The sequence below is a fragment of the Massilia sp. NBRC 108631 genome (assembly GCF_059704565.1).
Map to the genome: position 1 here is coordinate 81,760 of NZ_BAAKJE010000245.1, position 19,820 is coordinate 101,579.

Here is a 19,820-nt window from a genome sequence, read left to right on the forward strand (position 1 = left end):
TCCTAAGATTATTTCTTCAGCGATTGAGCGGCTTTGCGCGGGCCCTTGCGGGTACGTGCATTGGTGCGGGTGCGCTGGCCGCGGACCGGCAGGCCCTTGCGGTGACGCATGCCGCGGTAGCAGCCCAGATCCATCAGACGCTTGATGTTCATCGACAGTTCGCGGCGCAGGTCGCCTTCAACTACGAACTTGCCGATCTCATCACGCAGCTTTTCCAGCTCGCTGTCGTCCAGATCTTTGATCTTCTTGTTGGATGGAACACCCGTCGCCTGGCAGATGAACTGCGAGCGTGGGCGGCCGATACCGTAGATGGCGGTCAGGCCGATAACGGTATGTTGGTGGTTTGGGATGTTAACCCCTGCAATACGTGCCATTCGTTATTCCTCGATAAATAACGGTTATTAACCTTGACGCTGCTTGTGACGCGGTTCGACGCAGATTACGCGGACCACACCTTTGCGCTTGATGATCTTGCAGTTGCGGCAGATGCGCTTGACTGAAGCGTTAACTTTCATTTTTGCACTCTCTTCTAGTACGATTGTTTATTTACTTGGTCCGGAACACGATGCGGGCCCGGCTCAGATCATAAGGTGTCAGTTCGACCGTCACCTTGTCGCCAGGAAGGATGCGGATATAGTTCATCCGCATTTTACCCGAAATGTGCCCGAGCACCACGTGCCCGTTTTCCAGCTTCACTCGAAATGTTGCATTGGGGAGATTCTCCAGAATCTCGCCTTGCATCTGTATGACGTCGTCTTTTGCCATTTTTCGTTATGTTTGCCGCGCTTAACGCGTCGGAATCCCGCCCTTGAAGTTTGCTTTGCGCAGCAGCGACTCGTATTGCTGCGACATCACATAGTTTTGCACCTGGGCCATGAAATCCATGGTCACAACCACAATAATCAACAGGGAGGTGCCGCCAAAGTAGAAGGGGACCTTCCACTGGGCATTCATAAACTCCGGCAACAAACACACCAGCGTGATGTAGATGGCACCGGCCAGCGTCAATCGCGTCAGGATCTTGTCGATGTAGCGGGCAGTCTGCTCACCGGGACGGATCCCTGGCACAAAGGCCCCGCTCTTCTTCAAGTTGTCCGCTGTTTCCTTGCTGTTGAACACCAGCGCGGTATAGAAGAAACAGAAGAACACGATTGCAATGGCGTACAACAACGCATGGATCGGCTCGCCAGGGCTCAACGACGCAGCCAGGTCTTTCATGAAACCGACGACCGGGCTGGACTTGTCGGCACCCTTCGAGAACCACTCCACGAGCGTAGCCGGGAACAGGATAATCGACGATGCGAAGATCGGCGGGATCACGCCGGCCATGTTCAGCTTCAGCGGCAGGTGGCTGGTTTGGCCACCGTAGATCTTGTTGCCGACTTGACGCTTGGCGTAGTTGACCAGGATCTTGCGCTGTCCACGCTCCACGAACACCACGGCGTAGGTCACCAGGGCGACCAGTACCACGATGAGGATGGCCGAGAAGCTGCCAATCGAACCCGTCGACACCTGGGAGAACAAGCCGCCCAGGGCGCCAGGCAGACCGGCGGCGATACCGGCGAAGATGATGATGGAGATGCCGTTACCGAGACCGCGCTCGGTAATCTGCTCCCCCAGCCACATCAGGAACATGGTGCCGGTCAACAGCGTCACGATCGTCACGAAGCGGAAGCCCAGGCCAGGATCCAGCACCAGACCAGGCTGCGATTCCAGTGCCACGGACACACCCAGCGCCTGGAACAGAGCCAGCGCCACCGTCGCATAACGGGTGTACTGGGTGATCTTGCGGCGGCCGGATTCGCCCTCCTTCTTCAGCGCCTCCATCTGTGGCGACACGATCGACAGCAACTGCATGATGATCGAGGCCGAGATGTAGGGCGTGATACCGAGCGCAAACACCGTAAAGCGGGACAAGGCGCCACCGGAGAACATGTTGAACATGCCCAGGATGCCGCCTTCCTGTTGCTTGAACAGGGCCGCCAGCTGTACCGGGTCGACACCCGGTACAGGAACGTGAGCGCCGATACGATACACCACCAATGCGCCAAGCAGGAACCACAGGCGGCCCCAAGGGAAGCCAGCTGCGGCGCTCTTAGCAAGTTGTGGGTTGGTCGCCAATTTTCGCTCCGATCTAGCTGTTAGCTATCAGCTCAGGCTACCGAGCCGCCAGCCGCTTCGATGGCCGCTTTCGCGCCCGCGGTGACTTTCAGGCCTTTGACCACGACGGCTTTGGTGATTTCGCCGGAGGCGATCACGCGCACGTCGCGGGCCAGCACGCCCAGCACGCCGGCTTGCTTCAGGACCAGAATGTCGACTTCGCCGGTAGGCAGGTTGTTCAGGTCGGACAGGCGCACTTCAGCTTTGAAGGTGGCGTTGAGCGACTTGAAACCGCGCTTAGGCAGACGGCGTTGCAGAGGCATCTGACCGCCTTCGAAACCGACTTTATGGAAGCCGCCCGAACGCGATTTTTGACCTTTGTGACCACGGCCGGAGGTTTTACCCAGGCCGGAGCCGATACCGCGACCGACGCGACGCTTGTAGTGCTTCGCGCCGTCTGCTGGTTGAATGGTATTCAATTCCATTGATTTCTCCAGATCATAAGCCAAGGCTTACGATACGACTTTCACGAGGTAGGCGACTTTGGTGATCATGCCGCGTACCGATGGGGTGTCCTGCAGCTCGGAAACCGAGTTGACGCGGCGCAGACCCAGGCCACGCACGGTGGCGCGGTGGTCTTGACGAGTGCCGATCAGGCCCTTCACCAGTTTGACTTTGATAGTGCTCATGTGGTTTCCCCTTAAGCCAGGATGTCTTCCACCGACTTGCCGCGTTTCGCAGCGATGTCAGCAGCAGTACTGATTTTCGACAGGCCGTCCAGGGTCGCGCGCACCAGGTTGTATGGGTTGCTCGAACCGGTGGATTTCGCCACCACGTCGGTCACGCCCATTACCTCGAAGATCGCGCGCATGGCGCCACCAGCGATCACGCCGGTACCCGGCTTGGCTGGCATCATCATCACTTTCGACGCGCCGTGGCGGCCGATGACGGTGTGATGCAGCGTGCCGTTTTTCAGCGGCACTTTGATCAGGTTGCGGCGGGCTTCTTCCATTGCCTTTTGCACACCCACTGGCACTTCTTTCGATTTGCCTTTACCCATGCCGATGCGGCCATCGCCGTCACCAACGACGGTCAGCGCCGCGAAGCCCATGATACGACCACCCTTGACCACTTTGGTCACGCGGTTGATCGCGATCATTTTTTCGCGCATGCCGTCATCCGGCTTGTCGCTTTGCATTTTAGCTTGCATTTTTGCCATGATCGTACCCTTAGAACTTCAGACCGGCTTCGCGGGCAGCTTCTGCCAGCGCTTTGACACGGCCGTGGTAACGGAAACCGGAGCGGTCGAACGCAACTTCGGTGATTCCTGCTTTCAGTGCTTTTTCTGCTACGCGCTTGCCCACCAGTGCGGCGGCGGCGGCGTTGCCACCCTTGCCCGATTTGCCGGCCAGTTCTGCGCGCACTTCCGCTTCCGCGGTCGAGGCCGAAACCAGTACTTTGGCATCCGGGGAGGTCAAGTTTGCATAGATGTGCAGGTTGGTGCGGTGTACCGACAGGCGGTTCACTTTCAGCTGCGCAATCTTGATCCGGGTTTGACGTCCGCGACGCAGACGAGATTCTTTTTTATCCATCGTCAGCCCCTAATTACTTCTTCTTGGTTTCTTTGATCTTAACCACTTCGTCCGAATAACGGACGCCCTTGCCCTTGTAAGGCTCAGGAGCGCGGTAAGCGCGAACTTCAGCGGCCACCTGGCCAACCTTTTGACGGTCGATACCCTTGATCAGGATCTCGGTCGGGGTTGGGGTTGCCACGGTGACGCCTTCTGGCATCGCGTGCACAACCGGGTGCGAGAAGCCCAGCGACAGGTTCAGCTTGTCGCCAGCGGCTTGCGCCTTGTAACCCACGCCAACCAGGTTCAGCTTCTTCTCGAAGCCCTTGGTGACGCCGGTGACCATGTTGTTCACCAGCGCGCGCAGCGTGCCGGACATGGCATTGGCTTCGCGGCTGTCGTTGGCCACGTCGAAGGACAGGGTGCCAGCGTTGTTTTCTACTTTCACCAGGCCGTTCAGGGACTGGGTCAGTACGCCCAGCGGGCCTTTTACGGTGATCGCTTGTGCGGAGATGGCGACTTCAGCGCCAGCTGGCACAGCGATAGGCATTTTAGCTACACGAGACATTATTGCTCCTTACGCGACGTAGCAGATGACTTCGCCGCCGACGCCGGTAGCGCGTGCTTTGCGGTCGGTCATGACGCCTTGCGGGGTCGACACGATGGCAACGCCCAGGCCGTTCATCACGGTTGGGATTTCATCCTTGCCCTTGTACACGCGCAGGCCCGGACGGGACACGCGCTCAAGGCGCTCGATAACAGGACGGCCTACATAATATTTCAAACCGATTTTGAGTTCCGACTTGCCACCGGCTTCGGCGACAGCGAAATCTTCAATGTAACCCTCGTCCTTGAGGACGTTGGCAATCGCTACTTTGACTTTCGACGATGGCATGGCCACGGTCGTTTTTTGAACGCCTTGGGCGTTGCGAATGCGGGTCAGCATATCGGCGATAGGATCGCTCATACTCATTGCTTGTTCTCCTATTACCAGCTGGCTTTAGTCATACCCGGAATCTCACCACGCATGGCGAATTCACGGAGCTTGATACGGCCCAGACCGAATTTACGGAAGGTGCCGCGTGGACGACCGGTGACGGCGCAACGGTTGCGCTGACGGGTCGGAGCGGAGTTACGTGGCAGCGCCTGCAGTTTCAGGCGGGCTTCGTAACGCTCTTCTTCCGTCTTCGACTGGTCGTCGATGATGGCCTTCAGCGAGGCGCGCTTGGCAGCGAATTTGTTTGCCAGGTCGACACGCTTCTGTTCACGGTTAATCAGTGCGAGTTTTGCCATGATCTATTAGTTCCTGAACGGGAATTTAAAGGCGGCGAGCAGAGCTTTCGCTTCGTCGTCGGTCTTCGCGGTGGTGGTGATCGAGATGTTCATACCACGCAGCGCATCGATCTTGTCGTACTCGATCTCTGGGAAGATGATCTGTTCTTTAACACCGATGTTGTAGTTGCCGCGACCGTCGAACGAACGACCGGACACGCCACGGAAGTCACGCACGCGCGGCAGGGCCACGGTGATGAAACGATCCAGGAACTCGTACATGCGGGCGCCGCGCAGGGTCACCATGGTACCGATCGGATAGCCTTCGCGGATCTTGAAACCGGCGATAGCTTTGCGCGACTTGGTGGTCACCGGCTTCTGGCCGGCGATCTTGGTCAGGTCGCCAACAGCGTGCTCCAGGACTTTCTTGTCAGCGATTGCTTCGCCCACACCCATGTTCAGGGTGATCTTGGTCAGGCGTGGCACTTCCATCACCGACTTGTAACCGAATTTCTCGGTCAGCTCGGCAACGATTTTGTCTTTATAGACTGCTTGCAGACGGGCCATTTCTTATTACCCTTTCACTACTTCGCCGGAGGACTTGAAGACGCGGACTTTTTTGCCATCCACTTCCTTGAAGCCTACGCGATCTGCCTTACCGGTCGCAGCGTTGAACAGAGCAACGTTGGACACGTGAATAGGCATGGTCTTGTCAACGATGCCACCAGTTACGCCAGTCATCGGGTTCGGCTTTTGCGCTTTTTTCGCGACATTGACGCCCTCAACCACGACATGCTCAGCGTCTACACGCTGTTGCACGGTGCCGCGCTTGCCCTTGTCTTTACCGGTCAAAACGATGACTTCGTCGTTTTTACGAATCTTATCCATTTACTGACTCCTTACAGGACTTCCGGTGCCAGGGACACGATCTTCATGAACTTCTCAGTGCGCAGTTCGCGCGTGACAGGTCCGAAGATGCGGGTACCGATCGGCTCCAGCTTGGCGTTCAGCAGCACGGCGGCGTTGCCGTCGAACTTCACCAGGGAGCCGTCTTGGCGGCGCACACCTTTAGCGGTACGCACAACCACAGCGTTGTAAATTTCACCTTTTTTGACACGGCCGCGTGGCTGGGCAACCTTGACGGTTACCTTGATCACGTCGCCAATGCCAGCATAACGGCGCTTGGAGCCGCCCAATACCTTGATGCACATGACTTCTTTGGCACCGGTATTGTCGGCCACTTCGAGCCGGCTTTCAGTTTGAATCATAGTATTCTCTTTCCCAACTTAAGCCGAAGAATCCACACAATGCGGACCTCTCGGTCAGTCTTGGTCCCGCCAGTGATTCGCATCACTGTTTGGGTGCTTGACCTTCGAACAAGTACTGACCGCAGGTGCGCGTCTGCGGAGAGACACTTTGCGGCGATACATGAGCGAAGCCCGCAAGTATCACATAAAACCTGCGGGCTTGCAAGAACTAATTGAAAACCGCCCCACTCCGAAGAGTGCGGCGGCTGGTCAATTAAACGATTTGTGCAGCTTGCACTACACGAGTCACCGTCCACGCCTTCGTTTTGGAGATCGGACGGCCTTCCTGGATCTCGACCGTATCACCGGCTTTGACTTGGTTGGTTTCGTCGTGTGCGTGGTATTTCGCCGAGCGCACAATGATCTTGCCGTACAGAGGGTGCTTCACGTGACGTTCGATCAGAACGGTAACGGTCTTGTCCATCTTGTCGGACACCACTTTACCGATCAGCGTGCGCTTGAGCGACTGTTTCACTGGTTGGTTCATTTGGCTTCCTTCAGATTCATTACCGTCTTCACACGCGCGATGTCGCGGCGTACCTTCTTGAGCTGCGAAGTGTTGCTCAGCTGCTGCGTAGCGACTTGCATACGCAGACCGAACTGGGCCTTCAGCAGGTCGTTCAGCTCTTTTTGCAGAGCTGCCTGGTCTTTGCCGCGGAGTTCAGATGCTTTCATATTTCACTCCTATTATTGGCCAACCTGGCGCACCACGAAGGTGGTAGCCAGAGGCAGTTTGGCAGCAGCCAGGCGGAACGCTTCACGCGCCAGTTCTTCTGCGACGCCATCCATTTCGTACAGTACTTTACCTGGCTGGATTTCAGCCACGTAGTACTCTGGATTACCCTTACCGTTACCCATACGGACTTCGGCAGGCTTGTTCGAAATTGGCTTGTCCGGGAAGACGCGAATCCAGATACGGCCGCCACGCTTGATGTGACGGGTCATGGCGCGACGCGCTGCTTCGATTTGACGTGCGGTGATGCGACCGCGAGCAACTGCCTTCAGACCGAATTCGCCAAACGACACGGCGGTGCCGCGGCTGTGCGAAATGCCGGTGTTGCGGCCTTTCTGCTCTTTACGATACTTCCTGCGTGCTGGTTGCAGCATGGTTATTCTCCTGCTTTCTCAGCTGGTGCAGCGGCGGCCGGTTTCGCGGAACGCACACGGGCAGCACCTGCCGGGGATGGTTTAGCACCGGCTGGACCTGGACGTGGGCGGCCCGAAGGCTTGCCGTCGTCGCGGCGTGGACCGCGGCTTTTCTTCTCGTCGGCTGGGGTCTCGATGACTGGCGCTTCGCCGGTCGGCGAGCGGTCGCCCTTGTATACCCAGACCTTGACGCCGATGATGCCGTACGTGGTCGACGCTTCGCTGGTGCCGTAGTCGATGTCGGCGCGCAGGGTATGCAGAGGCACGCGGCCTTCGCGGTACCATTCTTTACGCGCGATTTCGATGCCGTTCAGACGGCCCGACGACATGATCTTGATGCCCAGGGCACCCAGACGCATGGCGTTTTGCATCGCGCGCTTCATGGCGCGGCGGAACATGATACGCTTTTCCAGCTGCTGCGAGATCGAATCGGCGATCAGCTGCGAGTCGATTTCCGGCTTGCGGATTTCTTCGATGTTCACATGCACCGGCACGCCCATGATCTTGGTCAGCGCCGACTTCAGTACTTCGATGTCTTCGCCTTTTTTACCAATGACCACGCCTGGACGCGAGCTGTAGATCGTGAAGCGCGCGTTCTTGGCCGGACGCTCGATGACGATGCGGCCGACGGAGGCGTTCTTCAGTTTCTTTTTCAGGAAAGCGCGAGCTTTCAGGTCTTCGTTCAGCATGGCAGCGAAATTGCCGTTGCCTGCGTACCAGCGCGAAGCCCAGTTACGGGTGACCGCCAGACGGAAACCGGTTGGATGAATTTTCTGACCCATCGTGGCTCCTTAGTTACCGACAGTCACGTACACGTGACAGGATTGTTTCGAAATGCGGTCGCCACGGCCCTTTGCACGCGCGGTGAAGCGCTTCAGGATCGGGCCCTTTTCGACGTAGATCGTTTTCACGAACAGTTCGTCGATGTCGGCACCATCGTTGTGCTCGGCGTTCGCGATTGCGGACTCCAGAACCTTCTTGATGATGGCCGCGCCTTTTTTCGGGCTGAACTGCAGAATGTTCAGCGCAGCGTCAACCTTCTTGCCACGGATCAGATCAGCCACCAGGCGGCCTTTTTGATCCGACAGGCGCACGCCTTTGAGGATAGCTTTGGTTTCCATTATTTCTTAGCCTTTTTGTCAGCAGCGTGGCCCTTGAACGTGCGGGTCAGCGCGAATTCGCCGAGCTTGTGACCAACCATGTTCTCGGAAACATACACTGGCACGTGCAGCTTGCCGTTGTGCACAGCGATCGTCAGACCGATGAAGTCAGGCATGATCGTCGAGCGGCGCGACCAGGTTTTGATTGGCTTTTTGTCTTTGGTCGCTTGCGCGGCTTCGACTTTTTTCACCAGGTGGGCGTCACAGAACGGCCCTTTTTTCAATGAACGAGTCATGGTTTATCCTTATTTCTTGCCGCGGCGCGAGACGATCATCGAAGAAGTACGCTTGTTGCTGCGAGTCTTCTTGCCCTTGGTCTGCTGGCCCCATGGGGACACTGGATGACGACCGGCTGCCGTTTTACCTTCACCACCACCGTGCGGGTGATCGACCGGGTTCATGACCACACCGCGAACGGTAGGACGAACACCGCGCCAGCGCATCGCGCCAGCCTTACCGATCTTGCGCAGGCTGTGTTCGGCATTGCCGACTTCGCCTACGGTCGCGCGGCACTCGATGTGCACGCGGCGCACTTCACCGGAGCGCAGGCGAACCTGGGCGTAGGTGCCTTCGCGGGCCATCAGCACCACGCCGGCGCCGGCGGTACGGGCCATCTGGGCACCCTTACCTGGCAGCATTTCGACGCAATGCATCACGGTACCGACCGGGATGTTACGGATAGGCAGGCAGTTGCCCGACTTGATCGGCGCTTCCGAACCGTTCATCACTGCGTCGCCAACGGACATGCCCTTGGTGGCGATGATGTACTGGCGCTCGCCGTCGGCGTAGCACAGCAGGGCGATATTCGCGGTGCGGTTTGGATCGTATTCGATACGTTCCACTTTCGCAGGAATGCCATCCTTCTGACGCTTGAAGTCGATCAGGCGATAGTGCTGCTTATGACCACCGCCGATGTGGCGGGTGGTGATGTGGCCGTTGTTGTTACGGCCGGCAGTTTTGGATTTCTTTTCAACCAGGGCAGCGAACGGACGACCTTTGTACAGGTCCGGGTTCACTACCTTCACCATGCCGCGACGGCCTGGGGAGGTTGGCTTCATCTTTACGAGTGCCATTATTTAGCCTCCTCGGAGAAATTGATTTCCTGGCCAGGCTTCAGGCACACGAAAGCACGCTTGGTGTGGTTGCGGCGACCGATGAAACGGCCCGAACGCTTAACCTTACCTTCGCGGTTGACGGTTTGCACCGACAGGACTTCAACCTTGAACAGCAGTTCAACGGCTGCCTTGATCTCAGGCTTGGTCGCATCCGGCAGTACGCGGAATACGATTTGCTCGTTCTTTTCCGCGACCATGGTGGCCTTCTCGGAAATGACCGGAGCCTGCAGCACCTTCATCAGGCGCTCTTCGCTGTGTTTGATGACTGCGCTCATGCCAGCATCTCCTCAATCTTGGCCAGTGCCGCTTTGGTGACCAGGATCTTCTTGTAGAAGACCAGCGACATTGGATCTGCGTGACGTGGCTCAACAACCAGCACGTTCGGCAGGTTACGGGAAGCCAGTTCCAGGTTTTCTTCGATGTTGTCAGCGATGATCAGCACCGATTCCAGACCCATGGCGTTCAGCTTTTGCGACAGCAGCTTGGTCTTTGGAGCTTCGATGGCGAAGTCTTCAACAACCACCAGGCGCTCTTCGCGAGCCAGTTGGGACAGGATCGAGCAGATACCAGCGCGGTACATCTTCTTGTTCACTTTATGGGTGAAGTTCTCGTCAGGCGAGTTCGGGAAGATGCGACCACCGCCGCGCCACAGTGGCGACGACGACATACCAGCACGTGCACGGCCGGTGCCTTTTTGGCGCCATGGCTTCTTGGTCGTGTGGTGGACTTCTTCGCGGTCTTTCTGCTTACGGTTGCCGCTGCGAGCATTGGCTTGGTAGGCAACCACGATCTGGTGGATCAGGGCTTCGTTGTAATCACGGCCGAAGACGGTGTCAGCGGCGGCAACGTTGGAAGATGCTTGACCTTGAGCATTCAGGAGCTTGAGTTCCATCGATTAAGCCCCTTTCTTTGCTTTGACTTTGACAGCAGGCGAGACGACCACTTGGCCGTTTTTCGCGCCTGGTACCGCGCCCTTGACCAGCAGCAGCTGACGGTCGGCGTCGATACGAGCGATTTCCAGATTCTGGGTGGTAACAGTCACGTCACCCATGTGGCCGGTCATGCGCTTGCCTGGGAATACACGGCCCGGATCCTGCGCCATACCGATCGAACCTGGTACGTTGTGCGAACGCGAGTTACCGTGGGTCTGACGACCGGAAGCAAAGTTGTGACGCTTGATGGTACCGGCGTAGCCCTTACCGATGCTCGTGCCCTGAACGTCGATCTTCTGACCAACTTCGAACAGCGAAGCGGCGATAACTTCACCAGCTTTCAATTCTGCAGCTTTAGCAGCGTCAACGCGGAACTCTTTCAACAGAGTACCGGCTTCAACACCAGCTTTAGCGTAGTGACCGGCTGCGGCTTTGGTCACGCGGGAAGCGCGACGTTGACCGAAGACGACCTGAACAGCGGAGTAACCATCCGTTTCAGGGGTTTTGATTTGCGCAACGCGGTTGTTCGACACGTCCAGCACGGTGACTGGGATCGAATCCCCATCATCCGTGAAGATGCGCATCATGCCAACCTTGCGACCGAGGAGGCCTAGGCTCATTTTTTCTCCATTCCCACCTACGATTGGGCGGGGCTTTGTTTAACTACAAAAATTAGTACGGCCCGTAAAAAGATGGAATCCATACCGAAGCCGGCTAGTGTAGCGCGAAAAGACTCTTGACGCAACAACTTAGTACGGGGTATGTCAATTATTTGCCGCGCCGCGGCACACGGGCTGGCGGCGCGCCAAAACCGGGGCCTCAGGGCGCGATTTGCACCCGGCACAGCCGGTAGGGATAGGCTTCCGTGCCCACCGCGGCGGCATAGGAGCGGCAGCTGCCCGGCTCGAGCAGCACGCCGTACTGGCGCGCCTGCTGCGCCGCTTCGGCCTCGACGGCGCGGTCCATGGCCGCCAGGTCGAGCTGGTAGCGCGGCTGCAGTTCCAGCGTGCAGCGCCCGTCCGGCGCCGGCTGCACGTCAACCTGGAAGCGCACCCGGCGCAGCAGGCTGGTCAGGCGGGCACAGCCCGCCGGGCTGCCGGTCAGGCCCAGCAGCGCGGCCGCGTCGCGCTTGCGGCGCAGGCCGGACGCTTTCGGATTGCGCGCCCCGGCCAGCATCAGGTAGTGCGGGCCGCTGCGCTCCGTCATCAGGGCCTTCATGCGCTCGCGGTAGCGCGGCGACTCCGGGAAGCCCGTGCCCAGGCCGGCAAACGCCACCTGTTCCGGATAGAACATGGCCAGCCACGCCAGCGGCGGATGGGGCTGGGCGATGAAGACCACGCTCTGCGCCGGCTGCGCCAGCGCCGGCACCTCGGCGCTGAAGCTGCGCTCGCTCCAGCCGGCGCGGCCGAAGCTGGTAAACGGCCAGACCGCCACCGCCGCCGCCAGCAGCAGCCAGGCGCCGCTACGCGCGGCGGCCGGCGCCGGCAGCACGGCGTGCAGGCACAACCACACCACCAGCGGCGCCAGCAGCTCAATCGGCACCAGGTAGCGGTAAATGCTGAACAGCTGCATCCAGGCCAGGTAGGCCAGGCAGAAGAACAGCAGGAAGTAGCGGCTGCGCCCCGGCAGCGGCGCGCGCGGCGCCAGCACGCCCAGGCGGCGCAGCAGCCAGGCCGCGCCCAGCGCCAGCACGGCCACGTAGGCCATGGGCCAGATCAGCTGGCGCAGCGGCACTTCCACCACGCGCAGCATGTCGTGCGTGAAGACGAAGGGCCACAGCAGGGTTTCGCCCAGGTTCTTGGGCAGGAAATAGGTGTCGATGACGCCGCGCTCGGCCGCCAGCGGGCTGCGGAACAGATTGTTAAACTGCGGGAACAGCGGGTTGCCGAACACCTGCCACATTTTCAGCAGCCAGAAGCCGGCCGTCGCAAACAGGCCCGCCAGCACGCCGACGCCGAACACAAAGGCCAGCCGCACGCGGCCCCAGAACCCCAGCGGCACGGCGAAAAAGGCCAGGCACAGCGCCACCGCGTAGGTGACATTGGTCAGTTTCAAGCCCAGGCCCAGGCCCATCAGCACGCCGGCAGCGGCCGCCGCCAGCGCCGCCCGCGCGCCCCACGGCTGCAAGGCCTCCCACTGGCGCAGCACCAGGTAGAGGGCGCCCAGCACCAGCAGGCTGGTGGTGTTGTCGCCCATGGAATTGCCCACCTCGCCAAGGAAGGCCGGCGCGCAGGTGCAGGCCAGCGCCAGCAGCAGCGTGGTGCGGGCGGAGGCGGCCGGCAGCAGCTGGCGCGCAATGGCCGACAGCAGCACGAAGTTCAGGCCGTGCAGGCAGCCGAGCAGGAAGCCGACCAGCGGCCCCGGCAGATACTGCGTCATCAGGTAATACGAGAGGTCCAGGGCCGGGTTGAAATAGCCCTGGAAGCGGGCCGGCCCCAGGTCCAGGCCGACCTTGTCATGCAGGAAGGCGTGCGGCCCGTACAGATGGTAGTTGCGCAAATCCCAGTTGTCATCCTGTCCCAGCACCAGCGACAGCAAGCCGAACAGCATGGGCATGATCCAGTACAGGCGGAGCGCCGCGCGCGGGTGGTTCAACGGCGCGCTGCGGCGGCAGGCCCAGGATTGAAGGCGGGAAAGAAACTGCATGGGCGGGGGTCCAATCGGGGGGAACGATGCAAAGCCGGCAATTATCCCATGTTTTGCCGTACGGCATGTTCCCGCTGCGCCCCTCGGCGTCCCTGCGGCCCGCCCGGCTCCGCTGCGTTGGCGCCTGCCTAGCGCTTAATTGCCGATCTGGTACCAGTCCACCTTGCGCGTGGCCACCATCAGCGCCGCCAGCACGGCGAACAGCAGCAGGCTGCCCAGCACCAGCGCGTTGCTTTCCGAGATCAGCAGGCCGTACAGCGCGCCATACAGGAGGATCAGGCCGCTGCCGAAGGCCAGGCCGCGCCAGCGGTCGCGCAGCACATAGCCCAGGTAATAGGACAGCAGGCCAATGCAGGCAGCGCTGGCGCCCAGGTAGGCCAGCGCGAACGCCACATGTTCGGACAGGCCCAGCAGCAACAGGAAGAACAGCGCCAGCGCCAGCCCCACCAGCGCGTACTGCACCGGGTGGATCGGCAGGCGCTTGAGGATCTCGAATACGAAGAAGGCGGCGAAGGTCAGCGCCACGAACAGCAAGCCGTACTTGCTGGCGCGGTCGGCCTGGCTGTAGATATTGACCGGCTCGACGAAGGCCACGCTGAACGAGTCCAGCTGTCCGCCCGCTGCGCCGGGTGCATCGGCCGCACCGGGCGGGGCGCGCCGTGCCATTGCCGCGTGGGCCGCGGCCGGCGGGGCGCCCTCCTGCGACTGCGCCTGCACCGCCAGCAGCTGCTGCACATTGGACGCCAGCGACGGCACGCGCCAGGTGGCGGTAAAGCCGGCTTCGGACACGGTACGGGCCTCCGGCAGGAAGCGGCCGCCGAACTGCGGATGCGGCCAGTTCGACGTCAGCGCCACCACATTGTTGCGCCCCACAGGCACGAAATGCTGGCGTTCCATGCCCGCCAGGTTGAGCTTGAAGCTGAACTTGGCCGGGGCCGCCCCCGCCGCCGTAGCCGCCGCCAGCGTATCGGCCGGCAGCAGCGCGTGCATGCCGCCCTGCCACGCGCCCAGCAGCGCGCCCTGGCCGAACTCCAGCAGCGCGCCGTTCCAGCTGATTTTCGGGATGGCGCGCACGCCGCGCACATCGGCCACCGGCAGCGACACATACGGCCGCCCCACCGCCACGATGCGGGCAGTGCCGCCGCTGCGCGGCAGATCGGCCGCCTGCGGCAAGGTGAAACCGCCGCTGAATTCATACTGGCCGTTGTAGACCAGCACCTGGTGGATGCCGCGGTAACGGCGCTCGGTGCCGACGTTGCCGTTCACCTTCAACTCGTCCGGGTAGACCAGATGCAGGCGGCGCACGGTGGCGCTCTTCACGCGCGACGGCTCGTCGCCGGCGCCGCCGACCCGGGTTTCGATCTCCTCCGTGTAAGGGATGACCAGCACCGGGCCGATCACGGTCTGCTCGCCGACCGAATCCTCGGCGATGCTGCGCGCCGCCTCGTCGCGGTAAGCCATCCGTTCGTGGACGGTGGCCTGTATCATCAGCAGCGGGATGCAGAGCAGCAGCATCAGCGCGGCAATGATGCAGACCTTCATAAGCAATTTCTTTTGCATGGCGCTTCCTTTGGTTAGAAAGCGGCCAGTCTAGAAAACGCAGGCGAAGTGACGATGCGTTCTGTATGCAGTGGGGATGAAGTGGCGGCGCGGGGGCTAGATTGCCAGCGGCAGCGGCAGCACCAGGCGCGCGCGGCAGCCGCCCTGCGGCGCGCTGGCCACCGTCACCGTGCCGCCGTGCAGCGCGGCCACCTCGCGCACGAAAGGCAAGCCCAGGCCGGTGCTCTTGCCGCCGCCGGGACGGGGCAGCGAATAGAAACGCTCGAACAGGCGCTCGGCCGCATAAGCCGGCACGCCCGGCCCCTGATCGCACACGTCGATGCCGGCCTCGTTCTGGGCGCGCCACAGCGCGATGCGGACCACCCCGCCCGGCGGCGAAAAGCCGATCGCATTGTCCAGCAGGTTGCCCAGCGCCTGGCGCAGCAGCAGCGAGTCGCCCCGCACCAGCAGCGGCGCGCCGGCATCACCCGCACCCGCGCTGCCAGCGCTGTCACCGCCGTCACCGCCCTCGCCGCCTTCCCGAGCCGCGTCGGCGTATTCCAGCGTCACGCCGGCGGCGGCCAGCGCCCCGGCGAAATCGGCGCCCGCCTGCCGCGCCAGCGCGTGCAGTTCGACGCTCTCGGCAGCCTCCAGGCGTTGCTGCTGCTCCACGCGCACCAGCGCCAGCAGCTTGTCGATCAGCTGTTTCTGGCGCGCGTTCTGGCTCACGATATTGCCGAGGAAATGGCGGCGCTCCTGCTCCGCCATCTCCTCCTGCAGCAGCTCGGCCGACGCCTGGATGGCGGCGATGGGCGACTTGAGCTCGTGCGCCAGCGTGTGCATCAGCTGCTCCGCGTATTCCTTGCCCTCCAGCCGCGCACGCATGGCCTCCAGCGCCCGGCCCAGCGTGCCGATTTCGCTCTTGCCCAGTTCCGGCAGCACCACCTTGCGTCCCGCCTCCACCGCCGACACGTAGGCCATCAGCTTGCCCAGCGCGCGCGCCAGCCAGGACGTGACGGCCAGGCCGATCAGCAGCGACAGTCCCAGCAGCACCGCGCCGCCGCGCAGGATGCTCTGCTGGCTGCGTTCCACGAAGGCCTGCACGCTGGCGTTGGGCTTGGCCACGGTCAGCACGCCGATCAGCTTGCCCTGCGCCACAATGGGCGCGGCCACGTGCATGACGGTGCTGTCCTCGTCGTCCGGATCGGAGCGGGTGCTGCGGGCGCCGTACTTGCCGCGCAGGGTCAGGTAGACGTCGTTCCAGCGCGAATAGTCCTTGCCGGCGTCGCGGCCGTCGCTGTCGTACAGCACGATGCCCCTGGCATCGGTAATGTAGAAGCGGTAGTCCAGCCGCTCGCGGTCGATGCCGCTGACGTTGGCGCGGATGGGGCCGCGCAAGGCGTCCCGCATACGCTCCAGCACGCCGGACGACAGCAAGGTGCCGGCCTTCATGTCGCCCGCCACCGCCGCCGCCAGCAGGTGGGCGGTCCCCACCAGCGTGTCCTCCTGGGTGGCGCGCACGCCGGGCTTGACCTCCGCCATGAACACGTTCAGCAGGAACCACGCCGCCAGGCCCACCACCAGGAAGTAGCCCAGCAGGATGCGCAAGCCTATTTTCATGCGGTGGCCAGGCTGTAGCCCAGGCCGCGGTGGGTCTGGATCGGGTCGGCGTCGGGGGCCACCGCGCGCAGCTTGGCGCGCAGCGACTTCACGTGGGCGTCCACGGTGCGGTCCAGCGTATCGGACGCACCGGTCCACACGCGGTCCATCAGCTGGGCGCGCGACAGCACGTGGCCGGGATGCTCGATCAGCGTTTTCAGCAGCAGGTATTCATAGCGCGTCAGCTCCAGCGCCTGGCCGCAGTACAGGATGCGCGCCTCCAGCGCGCGCAGCTCCAGCCCGGCCACGTTGCGCGAACCGGGCGAAGCGGCCGGCCCAGCCGGGGCCGATGCGCCGCCGGCGCCGGCCGCAAGCTGGGGCGGCAACGCTGCGCGCGGCTGCGGCGGCGCCATGCGGCGCAGGATGACGCGGATGCGCGCCACCAGTTCGCGCGGCGAGAACGGCTTGCTTACATAGTCGTCGGCGCCGATCTCCAGGCCCACCACGCGGTCGATCTCGTCGCTGCGGGCGGTCAGGAAGATCACGGGGGCATCGGAAAACTGGCGCAGGCGGCGGCACACTTCCAGTCCGCTCATGTCCGGCAGGCCGATATCGAGCACCACCAGTTCAGGCACAGGCTGCCCCTGCTCCCCGCACATGGCCGCCAGCGCCTGCTCGCCCAGCGTCACGTGCAGCGGCGCGAAGCCGTCGGTGCGCAGCGCATAAGCGATGCCGTCCGCAATCGCCTGTTCATCCTCCACGATCAGGATACTTCTCGCCATAACAATTCCACAAGTTCAACACCCGCAGACTCTACCGCCGCCCACCCGCAAAGTCCACCCCGGATACAGTACGGGACGCGGTTGGGGCGGCAGCGCCGGGCGAGGGCCTGCTGCTTGCGCATGGCGCGCCTTGTAGGGATAATTTGCCATCAACGCACGCCGTTCCACGACAAATTCCATACATCGAGACCAAATGCCGCAAGCATCATCCATACAAGAGCTGGCCTGGCTGGGGGAATTGCGTCAGAACGGCGGCCCGCGCTACCTGCAGATCGCCGACTCGATCGAACGCGCGCTGTCCGACGGCCACCTGCAGCCGGGCGACCGCCTGCCGCCGCAGCGCAGCCTGGCCGCGCGGCTGGGCGTGGACCTGACCACCGTCACGCGCGCCTACGACGAGGCCAAGCGGCGCCAGCTGGTGCAGGGCAAGGGCGCGGCCGGCACCTACGCGGCGGCGCCCAAGGTGGAGCTGGCGCCGATGCTGGACCTGGGCATGAACATCCCGCCGCCGCCGGCCGGCGCGGACTTCGACGACATGCTGAAGCGGGGCCTGAACCAGGTGCTGATGCGCACCGACAGCGACCTGCTGATGAGCTACCAGCTGGGCGGCGGCAGCCAGGCCGACCGCGCCGCAGGGGCGATGTGGCTGGCGCCGATGTTCGGCAAGCTCGATGAGGACCATATCGTGGCCTGTCCAGGCGCGCAATGCGCGCTGGCGGCGCTGATCCTGGCGCTGAGCAAGCCGGGCGACGTAATCCTGGCCGAACCGGCCATCTATCCCGGCCTGCGCTCGGCCGCCGCGCAGCTGGGACGGCGCGTGGCGGCGGTGGAAGTGGATCAACACGGCATGCGGCCGGAGGCGCTGGAGCAGGCCTGCCGCAAGCACAGCAAGCCGCACCGCGCATGCCTGGTCTACCTCAACCCGACCTTGCAGAATCCCACCGCGCACACCATGCCGGCGCAGCGCCGCCGCGAGATCGTGCTGGCGGCGGCGCGCTGCGGCGCCGCCATCATCGAGGACGATCCCTACTGGCTGCTGGCCGACGGCGGCGAAGCCGCGCCGCCGCCGCCGCTGGCGCAGCTGGCGCCACGCCGGGTGCACTACATCGCCACGCTGTCGAAGTGCCTGGCGCCCGGCCTGCGCACCGCCTTCGTGCTGCTGCCCGACGCGCAGGTGCGCGAACGCTTCCTGCAAGCGCTGCGCGCGCTGGTGCTGATGCCCTCGCCGCTGGCCGGCGCGCTGGTGACGCAATGGATACACGACGGCACCGCGCAGCGCCTGCTGGCCGGGGTGCGCGAAGAAGCGCAGGCGCGCCGGCAGCTGGCCGCACAGATCCTGGCCGGCCTGCAATTCGCGCCGGGCGGCATCCACATCTGGCTGGCCTTGCCGGATTACTGGAGCCCGGAGCAGCTGGCGCGCGCCGCGCATGCCGAAGGGCTGGCCGTCACGCCCTCCGGCGCCTTCGACGGCAGCGCCAGCCCGCCGAACGCCATCCGCATCTCGCTGGGCAGCATCCGCGAACGGGCCCGGCTGGCCGGCGCCCTGCGCAAACTGTCCCAGCTGCTCGGCCGCAAGCCGCCGGCGCAGCGCGCCGCAGTGGTGTGAAGCGCGGGCCAACGGCGGCCCACAATGCAAAAAGGCCGGCCCCGCGAGGGGCCGGCCTTTCCTTGGCTGGCGGCAGGCTGTTGGGCCGCCGCCTGGCCGAAATCAATTATTGCAGTTTGATTTCTACGTCCACGCCAGCTGGCAGGTCCAGCTTCATCAGCGCGTCAACGGTCTTGTCGGTTGGGTCGACGATGTCCATCAGGCGCTGGTGGGTGCGGATTTCGAACTGGTCGCGCGAGGTCTTGTTGACGTGCGGGGAACGCAGCACGTCGTAACGCTGGATGCGGGTTGGCAGAGGTACTGGACCTTTTACCACGGCGCCGGTGCGCTTCGCGGTGTCAACGATTTCCAGAGCGGACTGGTCGATCAGCTTGTAGTCGAAAGCTTTCAGGCGGATACGGATTTTTTGGTTTGGTGCGGACATGTTAATTCCTTAAAAGAACGAACCGGCGCGGGCGCGCACGGCAATAAGTGAACTCTGTACAGCTAAGAGGCGAGATCATAGCACCAAAACGGCCGCCATGCTCGTCCCTGCGACAAAAAAAGGCAGCGCCGCGAACGGCACTGCCTTCTTGTCAAAAGCCGGGGATTAGCCCAGGATCTTGGCTACCACGCCGGCGCCGACGGTACGGCCGCCTTCGCGGATTGCGAAGCGCAGACCTTCTTCCATCGCGATCGGGTTGATCAGCTTGACGGTGATCGACACGTTGTCGCCTGGCATAACCATTTCTTTGTCCGCTGGCAGTTCGATCGAACCGGTCACGTCAGTCGTACGGAAGTAGAACTGTGGACGATAGTTGTTGAAGAACGGGGTGTGACGGCCGCCTTCGTCTTTCGACAGAACATAGATCTCGCCGGTGAAGTGGTTGTGCGGCTTGATCGAGCCTGGCTTCGCCAGAACCTGACCACGCTGTACGTCTTCACGCTTGGTGCCGCGCAGCAGCAGACCAACGTTGTCGCCGGCCTGACCCTGGTCCAGCAGCTTGCGGAACATTTCCACGCCGGTGCAGGTGGTTTTCACGGTGTCGGTGATACCAACGATTTC

The 19,820-nt window shown here is 62.3% G+C and carries 31 protein-coding genes; 1 reads left to right on the forward strand and 30 read right to left on the reverse strand.

The window, feature by feature from the left end; all coding sequences use genetic code 11:
• Nucleotides 1-8: 8 nt before the first annotated feature.
• From rpsM to creB, 28 genes are all read right to left on the reverse strand, one after another.
• Entirely contained in the window at nucleotides 9-374 is a 366-nt protein-coding gene (gene rpsM / locus AC6H42_RS26585) for a 30S ribosomal protein S13 (protein WP_056404273.1), read from the reverse strand.
• A gap of 27 nt (nucleotides 375-401) precedes the next feature.
• Entirely contained in the window at nucleotides 402-515 is a 114-nt protein-coding gene (gene rpmJ / locus AC6H42_RS26590; RefSeq protein ID WP_005663407.1) for a 50S ribosomal protein L36, read from the reverse strand.
• Between the two features lie 31 nt (nucleotides 516-546).
• The gene (infA, locus tag AC6H42_RS26595) at nucleotides 547-765 is read right to left on the reverse strand and encodes a translation initiation factor IF-1 (protein ID WP_005663428.1); all 219 of its coding nucleotides are present in this window, start codon (nucleotides 763-765) and stop codon (nucleotides 547-549) included.
• A 21-nt stretch (nucleotides 766-786) separates the two neighbouring features.
• Nucleotides 787-2,121: a preprotein translocase subunit SecY gene (gene secY, locus AC6H42_RS26600; RefSeq protein ID WP_057158343.1), complete on the reverse strand. Its 1,335-nt coding sequence runs from the start codon at nucleotides 2,119-2,121 to the stop codon at nucleotides 787-789.
• 32 nt (nucleotides 2,122-2,153) lie between these two features.
• Nucleotides 2,154-2,585, reverse strand: a complete 432-nt coding sequence (rplO, locus tag AC6H42_RS26605) for a 50S ribosomal protein L15 (protein WP_056404276.1) — start codon at nucleotides 2,583-2,585, stop codon at nucleotides 2,154-2,156.
• Between the two features lie 27 nt (nucleotides 2,586-2,612).
• The gene (gene rpmD / locus AC6H42_RS26610; protein WP_050409754.1) at nucleotides 2,613-2,789 is read right to left on the reverse strand and encodes a 50S ribosomal protein L30; all 177 of its coding nucleotides are present in this window, start codon (nucleotides 2,787-2,789) and stop codon (nucleotides 2,613-2,615) included.
• A gap of 11 nt (nucleotides 2,790-2,800) precedes the next feature.
• Nucleotides 2,801-3,319: a 30S ribosomal protein S5 gene (rpsE, locus tag AC6H42_RS26615; protein WP_049817602.1), complete on the reverse strand. Its 519-nt coding sequence runs from the start codon at nucleotides 3,317-3,319 to the stop codon at nucleotides 2,801-2,803.
• A 10-nt stretch (nucleotides 3,320-3,329) separates the two neighbouring features.
• Entirely contained in the window at nucleotides 3,330-3,692 is a 363-nt protein-coding gene (rplR, locus tag AC6H42_RS26620; RefSeq protein WP_028833785.1) for a 50S ribosomal protein L18, read from the reverse strand.
• Nucleotides 3,693-3,705: 13 nt separating this feature from the next.
• The gene (rplF, locus tag AC6H42_RS26625) at nucleotides 3,706-4,239 is read right to left on the reverse strand and encodes a 50S ribosomal protein L6 (protein ID WP_057158344.1); all 534 of its coding nucleotides are present in this window, start codon (nucleotides 4,237-4,239) and stop codon (nucleotides 3,706-3,708) included.
• 9 nt (nucleotides 4,240-4,248) lie between these two features.
• Nucleotides 4,249-4,644 carry a 30S ribosomal protein S8 gene (rpsH, locus tag AC6H42_RS26630; protein ID WP_056404280.1) on the reverse strand — a complete coding sequence of 132 codons (396 nt, stop codon included), beginning with the start codon at nucleotides 4,642-4,644 and terminating at the stop codon, nucleotides 4,249-4,251.
• A 14-nt stretch (nucleotides 4,645-4,658) separates the two neighbouring features.
• Complete coding sequence (gene rpsN / locus AC6H42_RS26635) at nucleotides 4,659-4,964, reverse strand: 30S ribosomal protein S14 (RefSeq protein WP_056404282.1); 306 nt, start codon at nucleotides 4,962-4,964, stop codon at nucleotides 4,659-4,661.
• Between the two features lie 6 nt (nucleotides 4,965-4,970).
• Entirely contained in the window at nucleotides 4,971-5,510 is a 540-nt protein-coding gene (gene rplE, locus AC6H42_RS26640) for a 50S ribosomal protein L5 (protein ID WP_056404284.1), read from the reverse strand.
• Between the two features lie 6 nt (nucleotides 5,511-5,516).
• Entirely contained in the window at nucleotides 5,517-5,831 is a 315-nt protein-coding gene (gene rplX / locus AC6H42_RS26645) for a 50S ribosomal protein L24 (protein ID WP_057158345.1), read from the reverse strand.
• An 11-nt stretch (nucleotides 5,832-5,842) separates the two neighbouring features.
• The gene (rplN, locus tag AC6H42_RS26650) at nucleotides 5,843-6,211 is read right to left on the reverse strand and encodes a 50S ribosomal protein L14 (RefSeq protein ID WP_050409761.1); all 369 of its coding nucleotides are present in this window, start codon (nucleotides 6,209-6,211) and stop codon (nucleotides 5,843-5,845) included.
• 253 nt (nucleotides 6,212-6,464) lie between these two features.
• Complete coding sequence (gene rpsQ / locus AC6H42_RS26655; protein ID WP_056404288.1) at nucleotides 6,465-6,737, reverse strand: 30S ribosomal protein S17; 273 nt, start codon at nucleotides 6,735-6,737, stop codon at nucleotides 6,465-6,467.
• Entirely contained in the window at nucleotides 6,734-6,925 is a 192-nt protein-coding gene (gene rpmC, locus AC6H42_RS26660) for a 50S ribosomal protein L29 (RefSeq protein ID WP_056404290.1), read from the reverse strand. Before rpmC ends, rpsQ begins: the two co-directional genes overlap by 4 nt.
• 12 nt (nucleotides 6,926-6,937) lie before the next feature.
• A complete protein-coding gene (rplP, locus tag AC6H42_RS26665; protein ID WP_056404292.1) occupies nucleotides 6,938-7,357 on the reverse strand; it encodes a 50S ribosomal protein L16 in 420 nt (139 codons plus the stop codon).
• 2 nt (nucleotides 7,358-7,359) lie between these two features.
• Nucleotides 7,360-8,178, reverse strand: a complete 819-nt coding sequence (gene rpsC, locus AC6H42_RS26670) for a 30S ribosomal protein S3 (RefSeq protein ID WP_057158346.1) — start codon at nucleotides 8,176-8,178, stop codon at nucleotides 7,360-7,362.
• A 9-nt stretch (nucleotides 8,179-8,187) separates the two neighbouring features.
• A complete protein-coding gene (gene rplV / locus AC6H42_RS26675) occupies nucleotides 8,188-8,520 on the reverse strand; it encodes a 50S ribosomal protein L22 (protein WP_177307311.1) in 333 nt (110 codons plus the stop codon).
• Nucleotides 8,517-8,792: a 30S ribosomal protein S19 gene (rpsS, locus tag AC6H42_RS26680; protein WP_050409767.1), complete on the reverse strand. Its 276-nt coding sequence runs from the start codon at nucleotides 8,790-8,792 to the stop codon at nucleotides 8,517-8,519. Before rpsS ends, rplV begins: the two co-directional genes overlap by 4 nt.
• A 9-nt stretch (nucleotides 8,793-8,801) precedes the next feature.
• Nucleotides 8,802-9,629: a 50S ribosomal protein L2 gene (gene rplB, locus AC6H42_RS26685; protein WP_057158347.1), complete on the reverse strand. Its 828-nt coding sequence runs from the start codon at nucleotides 9,627-9,629 to the stop codon at nucleotides 8,802-8,804.
• The gene (gene rplW / locus AC6H42_RS26690) at nucleotides 9,629-9,946 is read right to left on the reverse strand and encodes a 50S ribosomal protein L23 (RefSeq protein ID WP_056404300.1); all 318 of its coding nucleotides are present in this window, start codon (nucleotides 9,944-9,946) and stop codon (nucleotides 9,629-9,631) included. The genes rplB and rplW overlap by 1 nt, the downstream gene beginning before the upstream one ends.
• Nucleotides 9,943-10,563, reverse strand: coding sequence for a 50S ribosomal protein L4 (gene rplD / locus AC6H42_RS26695; RefSeq protein ID WP_056404301.1), 621 nt, complete (start codon nucleotides 10,561-10,563; stop codon nucleotides 9,943-9,945). Before rplD ends, rplW begins: the two co-directional genes overlap by 4 nt.
• Nucleotides 10,564-10,566: 3 nt before the next feature.
• Nucleotides 10,567-11,223, reverse strand: coding sequence for a 50S ribosomal protein L3 (gene rplC / locus AC6H42_RS26700; RefSeq protein WP_056404304.1), 657 nt, complete (start codon nucleotides 11,221-11,223; stop codon nucleotides 10,567-10,569).
• Between the two features lie 199 nt (nucleotides 11,224-11,422).
• A complete protein-coding gene (locus AC6H42_RS26705; RefSeq protein ID WP_497549328.1) occupies nucleotides 11,423-13,249 on the reverse strand; it encodes a hypothetical protein in 1,827 nt (608 codons plus the stop codon).
• Nucleotides 13,250-13,384: 135 nt separating this feature from the next.
• On the reverse strand, nucleotides 13,385-14,809 hold the full coding sequence (gene creD / locus AC6H42_RS26710) for a cell envelope integrity protein CreD (protein WP_082552205.1): 1,425 nt from the start codon (nucleotides 14,807-14,809) through the stop codon (nucleotides 13,385-13,387).
• A 96-nt stretch (nucleotides 14,810-14,905) separates the two neighbouring features.
• Nucleotides 14,906-16,408: a two-component system sensor histidine kinase CreC gene (gene creC / locus AC6H42_RS26715; protein WP_497549329.1), complete on the reverse strand. Its 1,503-nt coding sequence runs from the start codon at nucleotides 16,406-16,408 to the stop codon at nucleotides 14,906-14,908.
• Nucleotides 16,405-17,169: a two-component system response regulator CreB gene (gene creB / locus AC6H42_RS26720; protein ID WP_057158350.1), complete on the reverse strand. Its 765-nt coding sequence runs from the start codon at nucleotides 17,167-17,169 to the stop codon at nucleotides 16,405-16,407. The genes creC and creB overlap by 4 nt, the downstream gene beginning before the upstream one ends.
• Before the next feature lie 193 nt (nucleotides 17,170-17,362).
• On the opposite strand from creB, the gene AC6H42_RS26725 reads away from it, so the two are divergent.
• Nucleotides 17,363-18,775 (forward strand): aminotransferase-like domain-containing protein, encoded by a 1,413-nt coding sequence (locus tag AC6H42_RS26725; RefSeq protein ID WP_497549330.1) that lies wholly within the window; start codon nucleotides 17,363-17,365, stop codon nucleotides 18,773-18,775.
• A 106-nt stretch (nucleotides 18,776-18,881) separates the two neighbouring features.
• On the opposite strand, the gene rpsJ is transcribed toward AC6H42_RS26725, so the two are convergent.
• Together rpsJ and AC6H42_RS26735 are read right to left on the reverse strand one after the other, a co-directional pair.
• Nucleotides 18,882-19,199 (reverse strand): 30S ribosomal protein S10, encoded by a 318-nt coding sequence (rpsJ, locus tag AC6H42_RS26730; protein ID WP_028101676.1) that lies wholly within the window; start codon nucleotides 19,197-19,199, stop codon nucleotides 18,882-18,884.
• 165 nt (nucleotides 19,200-19,364) lie between these two features.
• The coding region (locus tag AC6H42_RS26735; protein ID WP_497549331.1) for an EF-Tu C-terminal domain-related protein at nucleotides 19,365-19,820 on the reverse strand (456 nt) is incomplete at its 5' end.

What these genes read in the sequence shown, in the direction of transcription:
- rpsM (WP_056404273.1), bottom strand. Translation starts at nt 374, where the DNA reads ATGGCACGTATTGCAGGGGTTAACATCCCAAACCACCAACATACCGTT.
- rplB (WP_057158347.1), bottom strand. Translation starts at nt 9,629, where the DNA reads ATGGCACTCGTAAAGATGAAGCCAACCTCCCCAGGCCGTCGCGGCATG.
- rpsE (WP_049817602.1), bottom strand. Translation starts at nt 3,319, where the DNA reads ATGGCAAAAATGCAAGCTAAAATGCAAAGCGACAAGCCGGATGACGGC.
- rplO (WP_056404276.1), bottom strand. Translation starts at nt 2,585, where the DNA reads ATGGAATTGAATACCATTCAACCAGCAGACGGCGCGAAGCACTACAAG.
- AC6H42_RS26705 (WP_497549328.1), bottom strand. Translation starts at nt 13,249, where the DNA reads ATGCAGTTTCTTTCCCGCCTTCAATCCTGGGCCTGCCGCCGCAGCGCG.
- rpsH (WP_056404280.1), bottom strand. Translation starts at nt 4,644, where the DNA reads ATGAGTATGAGCGATCCTATCGCCGATATGCTGACCCGCATTCGCAAC.
- rpmJ (WP_005663407.1), bottom strand. Translation starts at nt 515, where the DNA reads ATGAAAGTTAACGCTTCAGTCAAGCGCATCTGCCGCAACTGCAAGATC.
- rpsS (WP_050409767.1), bottom strand. Translation starts at nt 8,792, where the DNA reads ATGACTCGTTCATTGAAAAAAGGGCCGTTCTGTGACGCCCACCTGGTG.
- creD (WP_082552205.1), bottom strand. Translation starts at nt 14,809, where the DNA reads ATGCAAAAGAAATTGCTTATGAAGGTCTGCATCATTGCCGCGCTGATG.
- AC6H42_RS26725 (WP_497549330.1), top strand. Translation starts at nt 17,363, where the DNA reads ATGCCGCAAGCATCATCCATACAAGAGCTGGCCTGGCTGGGGGAATTG.
- rplC (WP_056404304.1), bottom strand. Translation starts at nt 11,223, where the DNA reads ATGAGCCTAGGCCTCCTCGGTCGCAAGGTTGGCATGATGCGCATCTTC.
- rpmC (WP_056404290.1), bottom strand. Translation starts at nt 6,925, where the DNA reads ATGAAAGCATCTGAACTCCGCGGCAAAGACCAGGCAGCTCTGCAAAAA.
- rplX (WP_057158345.1), bottom strand. Translation starts at nt 5,831, where the DNA reads ATGGATAAGATTCGTAAAAACGACGAAGTCATCGTTTTGACCGGTAAA.
- rpmD (WP_050409754.1), bottom strand. Translation starts at nt 2,789, where the DNA reads ATGAGCACTATCAAAGTCAAACTGGTGAAGGGCCTGATCGGCACTCGT.
- creC (WP_497549329.1), bottom strand. Translation starts at nt 16,408, where the DNA reads ATGAAAATAGGCTTGCGCATCCTGCTGGGCTACTTCCTGGTGGTGGGC.
- rplD (WP_056404301.1), bottom strand. Translation starts at nt 10,563, where the DNA reads ATGGAACTCAAGCTCCTGAATGCTCAAGGTCAAGCATCTTCCAACGTT.
- rpsJ (WP_028101676.1), bottom strand. Translation starts at nt 19,199, where the DNA reads ATGTCCGCACCAAACCAAAAAATCCGTATCCGCCTGAAAGCTTTCGAC.
- rpsQ (WP_056404288.1), bottom strand. Translation starts at nt 6,737, where the DNA reads ATGAACCAACCAGTGAAACAGTCGCTCAAGCGCACGCTGATCGGTAAA.
- rplE (WP_056404284.1), bottom strand. Translation starts at nt 5,510, where the DNA reads ATGGCCCGTCTGCAAGCAGTCTATAAAGACAAAATCGTTGCCGAGCTG.
- rplW (WP_056404300.1), bottom strand. Translation starts at nt 9,946, where the DNA reads ATGAGCGCAGTCATCAAACACAGCGAAGAGCGCCTGATGAAGGTGCTG.
- infA (WP_005663428.1), bottom strand. Translation starts at nt 765, where the DNA reads ATGGCAAAAGACGACGTCATACAGATGCAAGGCGAGATTCTGGAGAAT.
- creB (WP_057158350.1), bottom strand. Translation starts at nt 17,169, where the DNA reads ATGGCGAGAAGTATCCTGATCGTGGAGGATGAACAGGCGATTGCGGAC.
- rpsN (WP_056404282.1), bottom strand. Translation starts at nt 4,964, where the DNA reads ATGGCAAAACTCGCACTGATTAACCGTGAACAGAAGCGTGTCGACCTG.
- rpsC (WP_057158346.1), bottom strand. Translation starts at nt 8,178, where the DNA reads ATGGGTCAGAAAATTCATCCAACCGGTTTCCGTCTGGCGGTCACCCGT.
- rplP (WP_056404292.1), bottom strand. Translation starts at nt 7,357, where the DNA reads ATGCTGCAACCAGCACGCAGGAAGTATCGTAAAGAGCAGAAAGGCCGC.
- rplN (WP_050409761.1), bottom strand. Translation starts at nt 6,211, where the DNA reads ATGATTCAAACTGAAAGCCGGCTCGAAGTGGCCGACAATACCGGTGCC.
- rplR (WP_028833785.1), bottom strand. Translation starts at nt 3,692, where the DNA reads ATGGATAAAAAAGAATCTCGTCTGCGTCGCGGACGTCAAACCCGGATC.
- rplF (WP_057158344.1), bottom strand. Translation starts at nt 4,239, where the DNA reads ATGTCTCGTGTAGCTAAAATGCCTATCGCTGTGCCAGCTGGCGCTGAA.